This window comes from Pseudolactococcus yaeyamensis, assembly GCF_054658615.1.
Genome location: NZ_BAAGGP010000131.1, coordinates 1 through 4,463, shown reverse-complemented (window position 1 = coordinate 4,463; position 4,463 = coordinate 1). Strand labels below are relative to the sequence as shown.

At 35.7% G+C, this 4,463-nt stretch carries 5 protein-coding genes; all 5 read left to right on the top strand.

Annotated features, from left to right (window positions below; translation table 11 throughout):
- The first annotated feature begins 196 nt into the window (after positions 1 to 196).
- Positions 197 to 493 (top strand): hypothetical protein, encoded by a 297-nt coding sequence (locus ACYQ21_RS14670; RefSeq protein WP_460059342.1) that lies wholly within the window; start codon positions 197 to 199, stop codon positions 491 to 493.
- Entirely contained in the window at positions 484 to 1,770 is a 1,287-nt protein-coding gene (locus ACYQ21_RS14665) for a hypothetical protein (RefSeq protein WP_460059341.1), read from the top strand. Before ACYQ21_RS14670 ends, ACYQ21_RS14665 begins: the two co-directional genes overlap by 10 nt.
- Positions 1,764 to 2,423, top strand: coding sequence for a hypothetical protein (locus ACYQ21_RS14660; RefSeq protein WP_460059340.1), 660 nt, complete (start codon positions 1,764 to 1,766; stop codon positions 2,421 to 2,423). The genes ACYQ21_RS14665 and ACYQ21_RS14660 overlap by 7 nt, the downstream gene beginning before the upstream one ends.
- Before the next feature lie 16 nt (positions 2,424 to 2,439).
- Positions 2,440 to 2,748, top strand: a complete 309-nt coding sequence (locus tag ACYQ21_RS14655) for a DUF4176 domain-containing protein (protein WP_460059338.1) — start codon at positions 2,440 to 2,442, stop codon at positions 2,746 to 2,748.
- 271 nt (positions 2,749 to 3,019) lie between these two features.
- Entirely contained in the window at positions 3,020 to 4,327 is a 1,308-nt protein-coding gene (locus tag ACYQ21_RS14650) for a hypothetical protein (protein WP_460059337.1), read from the top strand.
- Positions 4,328 to 4,463 lie beyond the last annotated feature (136 nt).

Genomic DNA, 4,463 nt, shown 5'->3' with positions numbered 1-4,463 from the left:
TGAAGATATTGAAACAATTCATTTTGAGGGCTATCGTGATGAGACTGAAAAAGAGTTTGCTTCTGAGTATGAAGAAAAAATTAAGAATGTACCTTATCCTAAAATTCACTTGAACTAAAAGAAAAAGAGTAATTAAACTTTTGAGCAAACAAATTACATCTTACCAGAAAAACGTTATGAATATGATGTTCAAATTTTGGATAAAGAAAGAGCCATCGAAGAATCTCATCAGGAACAACGCCAAGCAGAAAGAAGCATTGAAGATTTCACAACTCAGATGAACCAAATATTTCGAGAACTTCAAGCCATTGAAGAGGCGTTAAACGAAGGACAAACTTCATTTAGTGAAACGGAACAAAAAAGACGATATGTAAGCAATTTACTTGCGCAACAACAAGAAGAAGTGTCTACTCAATATCGAAAAGAACATATTCTTATGGAAGATGAGCGAGAACAACTCCAAAAAGAAAGGAACCAACTATCATGGGATTAGTCTATAGTCCGTCAGAGTCCGAAGGGCTGGTCAATGCGTTACGTAGTAACATTACGACAGCCCAAAGCATGATTGATGACTTGAATAGTGCAAGTAGGCATTTGGTAGATGCCATAAATGGTCGTACTTTGTCTGGCGCAGCCTATACGGCAGGAAAAGGCTTGTTTACAGAATTAGTTATACCAACGATTTCTAAAGCGACATCGACACTTGAGCAACTGAGAACAAAACTCAGCCAGTATGAAGGCTATGCTGGGGCAGCAGGTGGTGAGTTGCTCGATGAAGATAAACTAAATCAGCAGTTGGAGTTATTAAGAGCACAACAATCATCTATGGCATCACAAATCAATTTTTATCGGATGCAGTCCTACCTCTACCCTGAAAATGCAGAGATGAATCTCATGTATTCAAATTTTCAGAGTCAACTTTCAAGTTATATGGGTACGACGGCAGATGATATCCAAAAAGTGCAAGATAAGCTCAAGAGACTGCATGAATTCAATAGTCATGTGAATGGGTTGTTCTCTGGAATAAAAAGTAATTTTGAAACTATTGTAGCAAGTACGAAAGCATTGGGAGGTATTACTTTTAATGACAATGGCAGTTTTTCAATTTCAAAGACCATTGAAAATTCGGGTTATATAACTGATTTAATTGCGGCAGGTATAATAAAGAATAGAGGGAGAAAACTATTAGCTGGCGCTAAAATAACGGAAGATATTACAGGACGTGTGAAATGGGGTAAAAAATTTATTATCAAAGGAAATGGTACAACTTCAAAGACAGGTAAGAAATTATTTAGCGCCATAGAGTATGATGCTACGAATTATAAAAATGTAGGAAAAACTGTCAAATCTGAATTAAAATCTATGCTTGATGTGAAAGATGTTGTAAAAGGTTGGACTGGAGCGGAAAAAGTTTCAGGAATAGCAAGAGCTGGCAAAGCATTTAGAGTAGCTGGTTGGGTAGGGACAGCGGTAGATGTTTCTTCCAGTGTAAATGAATTAAAATCTAAAGGGTTTAGTAATGAACAAACAGCTACTATAACAGCAAGAAGAACAGCGGTTAATGTTACAGCTTCTGCAACAGGTCAAACAGCAGGACGTGTAGTTGGAGCGATGTTAGGTGCTGCTGGAGGACCTGTTGGAGCTGCAGTTGGTTCTGTTGTAGGAGGTGTTGTAGGAGGTGTAGTGGGAGGTTGGCTAGGTAATCTAGCAAATAAAGAACTTGATAAAGGTGTTAAACCAAAGAGGAAAGGGTGGAGTTTTCCATGGTAGTTCCTTTCACAAAAATTTGGTTTATTTTAGGATTAGTCAAATATAGAAAAGAAAAGAAAATTGTAGAAGAATATGTATTTGCAGAATACGATTTTTTAAAAAAAGAATTAATTTGGAAACAATGGCGAGATGAACAATATGATACGAACATGAAAATCGTATCCAAAATATTGATGCTAGCCCCTATTTCATCTCCTTTAATAATTGTACCTATAGTCGGTTTTATGGGAAGGTATAGCAATCAGATAGCAACGCCAAAAGAGCGGTTAGGAGATTATTGGTTTATTCTTCCAATTGTTTTAGCTATACTAATAGCTATTTCTTTTGATTTATATATGTTAAATATTAGAAGAAACGCAATTATAATGGATGCACCAGAAGAAAAAGAGATTCGGAATTATCTTAGAGCTGTTGCTTACAAAAAAATAGGTAAATCTAGAGAAAATTTAATACCATATTCTTTGTTACTTGGTTTCTTTACATGTTTTTTGATTATATCAGGAATAGTTTTTTGGTTATATAGTCAACCAGATACAACAGTGACATTTATAGCTAAATTATTATCATTATCGATTATATTAGCTGTATTTCCATTGGTAATGTGGTGGATATTGGGACGGGCGCTTGTTACAAAAAAATATTTTAAAAATTGAACGGAGAAAAAGGAAAATGAACAATACAAATGAACAAATTTTACCAATCGGATCAGTAATTATCACTAAAGAAGGAAATATTCCTTTGATGATTGTGAGTCGTGGTGCTCTATTTGAACAAAATAGAAAAGTAGGTTATTTTGATTATTCTGCTGTCCCTTATCCATCAGGCATTACTGATGGAGAAGAATTTGCATTTTTCAATCGTGAAGATGTGGAATCAATTGTTTTTTTTGGCTACATAAACTCAGATGAACAATTATTTGCCGAAAATTATGATGAATTAATTTCAAAATCAGATTATGAAAAATTAACTATTGAATAAAAATACCAAGATAAATTTGATTTGTTCATCCCGTGATAAGGAGTAACTAAGGTAATGAAGAATAAAGCAATTTTTACAAATAAACTGAATAACCAATAAGGACAGCAATTTGATTTAAGTAAGAGTAATATCGCTGGACGGAACAAAAAAGACGATATGTAAGCAATTTACTTGCGCAACAACAAGAAGAAGTGTCTACTCAATATCGAAAAGAACACACCCTTATGGAAGATGAGCGAGAACAACTCCAAAAAGAAAGGAACCAACTATCATGGGATTAGTCTATAGTCCGTCAGAGTCCGAAGGGCTGGTTAATGCGTTACGTAGTAACATTACGACAGCTCAAAGCATGATTGATGACTTGAATAGTGCAAGTAGGCATTTGGTAGATGCCATAAATGGTCGTACTTTGTCTGGCGCAGCCTATACGGCAGGAAAAGGCTTGTTTACAGAATTAGTTATACCAACGATTTCTAAAGCGACATCGACACTTGAGCAACTGAGAACAAAAATCAGTCAGTATGAAGGCTATGCTGGGGCAGCAGGTGGTGAGTTGCTTGATGAAGATAAACTAAATCAGCAGTTGGAGTTATTAAGAGCGCAACAATCATCTATGGCATCACAAATCAATTTTTATCGGATGCAGTCCTACCTCTACCCTGAAAATGCAGAGATGAATCTCATGTATTCAAATTTTCAGAGTCAACTTTCAAGTTATATGGGTACGACGGCAGATGATATCCAAAAAGTGCAAGATAAGCTCAAGAGACTGCATGAATTCAATAGTCATGTGAATGGCTTGTTTAGCGATAGCTTAGATGAGTTTAAAACTATATTGCAGATTATGGCTGCGATTACGATTGATACTGCTGGAAATTATATCTTAAAGTTCAATAATAATAAAGACTTTAAAAAGTTTAAAGACCTTGCTAGAAGTGGTGGTCTGCCTAAGGAAATTGCAAAATCTGTACTTAGCCAAGGTGTTGTGTCTAAAGCGATTAAAGAAGTTGGACGAAAATATAGGATTGAAGGAATAAGAAAAAGTGCATTAACAAGTAAAGGGACTAGAACTGGTCTTAGAGCGAGGATGACTAAGGAGTTAGGAGATGACTTAGTTGACATTGGAAAAGGTGTTGGCAAAAGTAAGGTATTAAAAGTAGCGGGTGTTATAGGTACAGTACTAGATGTAGGGCTGGACTATGATGAACAGATGTCTAAGTATAATGATGTTGGTAGAGCAGTGAAAAATACGGGGGCTCATCTTGGTATTGGCATGGCTAGTTCAGTAGCAGGAACTGCTGTGGCAAGCTTTGCTGTGAGTGCTTATGGGAGTCAGATTGGTGCAACTATTGGAACATTGATACCTATACCTGTTGTTGGTACAGTAGCAGGTGCGGTTGCAGGAGCAGTTATAGGTACTGCAGTTGTTGCAGGGTACGATTGGATTGAAAGTGGAGAGGCAGGGAAATTTGTAGATAAGACAGTTAAGAATATCTCTAAAGGTGTTAATAGTTTAAAAAATAAAGCAGGAGAGATATTTTCAGGATTTGGTAAGTCCCTAGGGAGTGTATTCGGATGAAAAAATTACCTCTGGATTTAGGAATAATTTCTGAGAATAAATCTGTAAAATTTGATTTTAGAAATCAAACTACTTATATTGAAAATTTTGAAATTGTTGGAACACAAAAAAAAGGAGGTGAATATTCAAAAGCTAA

Coding starts and splice junctions, on each gene's coding strand:
- ACYQ21_RS14655 (WP_460059338.1), top strand. CDS start 2,440: ATGAACAATACAAATGAACAAATTTTACCAATCGGATCAGTAATTATC.
- ACYQ21_RS14660 (WP_460059340.1), top strand. CDS start 1,764: ATGGTAGTTCCTTTCACAAAAATTTGGTTTATTTTAGGATTAGTCAAA.
- ACYQ21_RS14650 (WP_460059337.1), top strand. CDS start 3,020: ATGGGATTAGTCTATAGTCCGTCAGAGTCCGAAGGGCTGGTTAATGCG.
- ACYQ21_RS14665 (WP_460059341.1), top strand. CDS start 484: ATGGGATTAGTCTATAGTCCGTCAGAGTCCGAAGGGCTGGTCAATGCG.